This is a genomic window from Bradyrhizobium sp., from assembly GCF_017881085.1.
In the GTDB taxonomy this organism is placed as follows: Bacteria; Pseudomonadota; Alphaproteobacteria; order Rhizobiales; family Xanthobacteraceae; genus Bradyrhizobium.
This window is the reverse complement of the sequence record NZ_JADGRI010000403.1, coordinates 1-4094: the sequence shown is the minus strand read 5'-3', so window position 1 is coordinate 4094 and position 4094 is coordinate 1. Positions and strand designations below refer to the sequence as shown.

The 4094-nt window shown below is 64.7% G+C and carries 4 protein-coding genes; 2 read left to right on the top strand and 2 right to left on the bottom strand.

Going from position 1 to position 4094, the window contains the following annotated elements; translation table 11 throughout:
- The coding region (locus QZ213_RS25500) for an ElyC/SanA/YdcF family protein (RefSeq protein WP_291688835.1) at positions 1 to 463 on the bottom strand (463 nt) is incomplete at its 3' end.
- Between the two features lie 185 nt (positions 464 to 648).
- Between QZ213_RS25500 and QZ213_RS25495 the strand changes: the two genes are divergently transcribed.
- A complete protein-coding gene (locus QZ213_RS25495) occupies positions 649 to 1590 on the top strand; it encodes an acetamidase/formamidase family protein (RefSeq protein WP_291688834.1) in 942 nt (313 codons plus the stop codon).
- Between the two features lie 121 nt (positions 1591 to 1711).
- Entirely contained in the window at positions 1712 to 3544 is a 1833-nt protein-coding gene (locus QZ213_RS25490; RefSeq protein ID WP_291688833.1) for an AMP-binding protein, read from the top strand.
- 34 nt (positions 3545 to 3578) lie between these two features.
- Here QZ213_RS25490 and QZ213_RS25485 read toward each other — a convergent pair.
- Positions 3579 to 4094 (bottom strand): SDR family NAD(P)-dependent oxidoreductase (locus QZ213_RS25485; protein WP_291688832.1); only part of this gene is annotated, 516 nt, incomplete at its 5' end.

Sequence of the window (4094 nt, the reverse complement as noted above, 5' to 3'; positions counted from 1 at the left end):
TGGCGACGCCCAGGCGCTCGAATAGTGCACCGGCAAAATCGGCTTCCCTCGCGTCGGCATCGATCAGATTCGCGCTGCCGCCGGAATAGATGATACGCGCCTTCGGATATTGACGGGCTAGCGCCGCCGCTTCGACCACGCGATCGGCCGCGCGTGTGAATACCGCGTGGCCATGGCTGACCGAAAGATCGGCATCGATCGCGCCGCCGAGCACGACGATGCCGTCAGGCGCTCCGCGCGCCGGATCCCACGGCGGAAATCGCGTCTCCAGGGGATAGAGCAGAAGATTTCCGAGCGGCGAAAACCCGCTGACCGCGAGCAGCAAGACAGAAGCCATCAGGAGCTTGCGGCCGAAGCGCGCCAATCGCGTGGCGAGCAAGATCGCGCCGAGAAGCCCGATGCCGATCAGGAAATTCGCCGGCAACAGCATGATGCCGATCGTTTTGGACAGGACGAAAAACAAGAGAGGCCCTCTTGGACGGACGTTGGCGCGAAGCTTGGATTCGGGATGTCATACGCGGGCTTGACCCGCGTATCCATCTATCTTCAAAACAACATCGTCATGAATGATGGATTGCCGGGTCAAGCCTGGTCAAGCCCGGCAATGACAAAGTAGATCAAGAGCCGCGCCGAAGTGAAAGCCCCGTCATGACGCACCATCATCTGCATTCCAGCCCCGAGACCTGCCACTGGGGCTTTTTCGAAGCGAAACGGAAGCCGGTCCTCACCGTCAAGAGCGGCGATGAGGTGACCATCGACACCATCAGCGGCGGCCCGGACGTGGTGCCGGACCGAAAGCAGTTTCACGTCCCGCCCGAACTCGACGAGGTTCATGCCAGGAATGAGCGGATGGTGCCCGGCCATATCCTGACCGGTCCGGTCGCGGTCGAGGGCGCCGAGCCCGGCGACGTGCTGGAGGTCGAAATCCTCGAAGTCAGCCTGCGGCAGGACTGGGGCTACAATCTGATCCGGCCGCTGGCCGGCACCCTGCCCGACGATTTCCATGAGACACGCCTTTTGAACATTCCGCTCGACCGGGAGCGGATGGTCGGCCGGCTGCCATGGGGGCTCGACCTGCCTCTAAAACCGTTTTTCGGCGTGATGGGCGTGGCGCCGCCGCCGGCCTGGGGCCGCATCACCTCGCTGATCCCGCGCGCGATGGGCGGCAACCTCGACAACAAGGAGCTGGTGCCGGGCGCCAAACTCTATCTGCCGGTATTCGTGCCGGGCGCGCTGTTCTCGTGCGGCGACGGTCATGGCGTGCAGGGCGACGGCGAGGTCTGCGTCACCGCGATCGAGACCGCGCTGCGGGGTCGTTTCCGGCTGACACTGCGCAGGGATTTGCGGCTCGATTATCCCCGAGCCGAGACGCCAACACATTACATGACGATGGCGATGGACCCCGACCTCGACCAATGCGTGGTCCGGGCGCTGCGCGACATGATCGTGCTGCTCGGGGAGAAACGCAATCTGTCGCGCGAGGATGCCTACACGCTCTGCAGCCTGGCCGCGGATATGCGGGTGACGCAGACCGTCAACGGCTCCAAGGGCATCCACTGCATGATCGCGAAGACAATCGTGCATGGGTGATTTCTGGATCACCCGCGACTAATCCCGAACGCCCTGACAACGGCCGAACGCCACCCTTGTCTTTCGCAAGCTGCGCTCGCTACTATCGGCCGGCTAAACCAAAAAAAAGACAGGGAGAGACATGCTCAGCGACAGGCTATCGCCGGCCGACCAGGGCGCCCGCGAAAAGGAAATGCAGGAAGCACTCGCCGCCTGCCCACGCATCCTCGATCTCGTCGCGCGCGGGCCGCTCGCCGATCCCCATGCAGACGCGGTGGTGTATTTGCGCTCACCGCTCGATCCCAATCCGGTCGTGGTCTCGAACGATCAACTGATGGGTTGCACCAAGGCGGCCGAGAATTTCTTTCGCGCGCAGGGCGTCGGCAAGAACGATCCGGTCGCGATCTTGCTGCCGATCTGCCCCGCGGCCATTGCCGCGATCTGGGGCGCGGCCGCCTGCGGTATCGCCGAACCGGTCAATCTCCTGTTCACGCGCGAGGCCATCATCGCCCAGCTGAACGCGGTGAAGGCAAAATTGCTGCTGGCGCCGCCGCCGGGCATGCCGGGCGGGCTCTATGAGAAGATCGAAGGCCTGCAGAAAGACGTGCCGTCGCTGCAGCGTATCGTGGTCGTCCCGCTCGACGGGACCATTGCGTTCGACGGCGAGGCGTTGAAACCCGATCCGGCCTGGCGCGACGATTACGGCAAGTGCCGGGACGCGTCCGAAGCCGAACGCGTCGCCGTGATGCTGCCCACCGGCGGCACCACTGGGCACCCCAAGGTTGCCCGCCTCGCCAACCGCTCGATGGTCGCCTCCAGCGTCTCCTCGCGCATGGCGCTGGACTATCGCAAGGGCGACCGCGCCATGATCTCGCTGCCTTTGTTCCATGTCGGCGGCCTGTTCGTCGGCGTCGGCGCCTGCCTGTCGGCCGGGGTCACGATCGTCATTCCCGGCCCTGCCGGGGCGCGCGATCCGGCGCTGGTGCAGAATTTCTGGAGCATCATCGAGAAGTATCGCCTGACTCATGCCGGCAACGTGCCGACGACGCTGGGCGCCCTGGCCGATATACCCGTGGGAGATTGCGACATTTCGAGCTTGCGCGTCACGCCGACGGGCGCCTCGATCTGCCCGCCGGAAATCGAGCGCCGCTATCTCGCGCGATGGGGAGGCCCCTGCGTCCAGCAGGTCTACGGCATGACCGAACTTGCCGGCGCGATCACCCACGACGTGGCCGGCGTGAAGCCGCGGCCGGAAAGCGTCGGCATTCAAAACCCGCTGGTCGAATTGGCCATCCTCGCGGGGGACAAATTGTATTCGGGACCATGGCCATCCCCGGTCGGCGAATTGCTCACAAGGGGTCCGCAGGTTTTTCCCGGCTATGTCGACAACAAGCAGACCGAGGACGCGTTCTACCAGGGATGGCTGCGCACCGGCGATATCTGCCGCATCGACGCGGATGGTTTCGTCTACATCATGGGCCGCGCCAAGGACGTGATCATCCGGGGCGGACACAATATCGACCCGCGGGCGATCGAGGATGCCGCGCTTCGATTTCCGGGCGTCGCGCTCGCCGCGGCCGTGGGCCGTCCCGACGCCTACGCCGGCGAGGTACCGATGCTGTTCGTTTCGGCACAGCCCGGCGTCAGCATCGATTCGCAGGCCCTCGCCGCCTTCGTGCAGGACAACATCCCCGAGCCGCCGGCGCGGCCGCGGGCCGTCTCCGTCATCGCCGAAATGCCGGTCACACCGGTCGGAAAGATCTTCAAGCCAAAACTCCGGGAGATCGCGGCCGGCGATGCCGCCCGCGCGCTGCTGGCGGCGGAGGGTTTGGCGAAAGACGTCAGCGTCGAGGCGATCACCGATCCCTCCCGTGGCCTGTTTCTGCGCGTCAAGGCCTCAGCCGACAAGGCCATGACGGCCGAGCGGCTGCTGAAGACCTTTCCGGTCAAGATCGAGATGGAGGTGGAGGCCTGAAGCACATCGCTTCAGGCTCTATCGCGCGCGACGTTTAACCCAACCGCCAGCCGACTTCTGCGGCAAAACTCTGATAGAATTCCGGCGTGTAGGCCTTTTCCGGCGTCTGTCGCACCCGCTCGTCGAGACGTTCGGCGTCGTCGCCGACCAGGATGCGCCAGCGCTCGGCCTTTACTCCGTCGAGGATGATCCTGGCGGCCGCGGCGGCCGAGGTCGGCGCCTCGTCGCGGAAACTGCGGGCGCGATCGAGCGCGATCTTCTGAATGTCTTCATCCGACATCCCCGCCGTATCGATGCCCATGCCCTTCAGGCGCTGGCGCGCTCCCAGGATCTCGTTCTCGCTCAGCCGCTCGGAATCGCTGCCGCTCAGCACTTTGCGGGAATTGGAGACGATGGAGGTGCCAATATGGCCGGGCATCACCACCGAGCATTTGATGTGCGGCGCGTTGAGCCGGAGATCGTTGATCAGCGCTTCGGTAAAACCCTTCACCGCGAATTTGGCAGAGCTGTAGGCGGTGTGCGACACGCCCATGCCGATGGAGGCCCAGAA

What these genes read in the sequence shown, in the direction of transcription:
- QZ213_RS25495 (WP_291688834.1), top strand. Translation starts at nt 649, where the DNA reads ATGACGCACCATCATCTGCATTCCAGCCCCGAGACCTGCCACTGGGGC.
- QZ213_RS25490 (WP_291688833.1), top strand. Translation starts at nt 1,712, where the DNA reads ATGCTCAGCGACAGGCTATCGCCGGCCGACCAGGGCGCCCGCGAAAAG.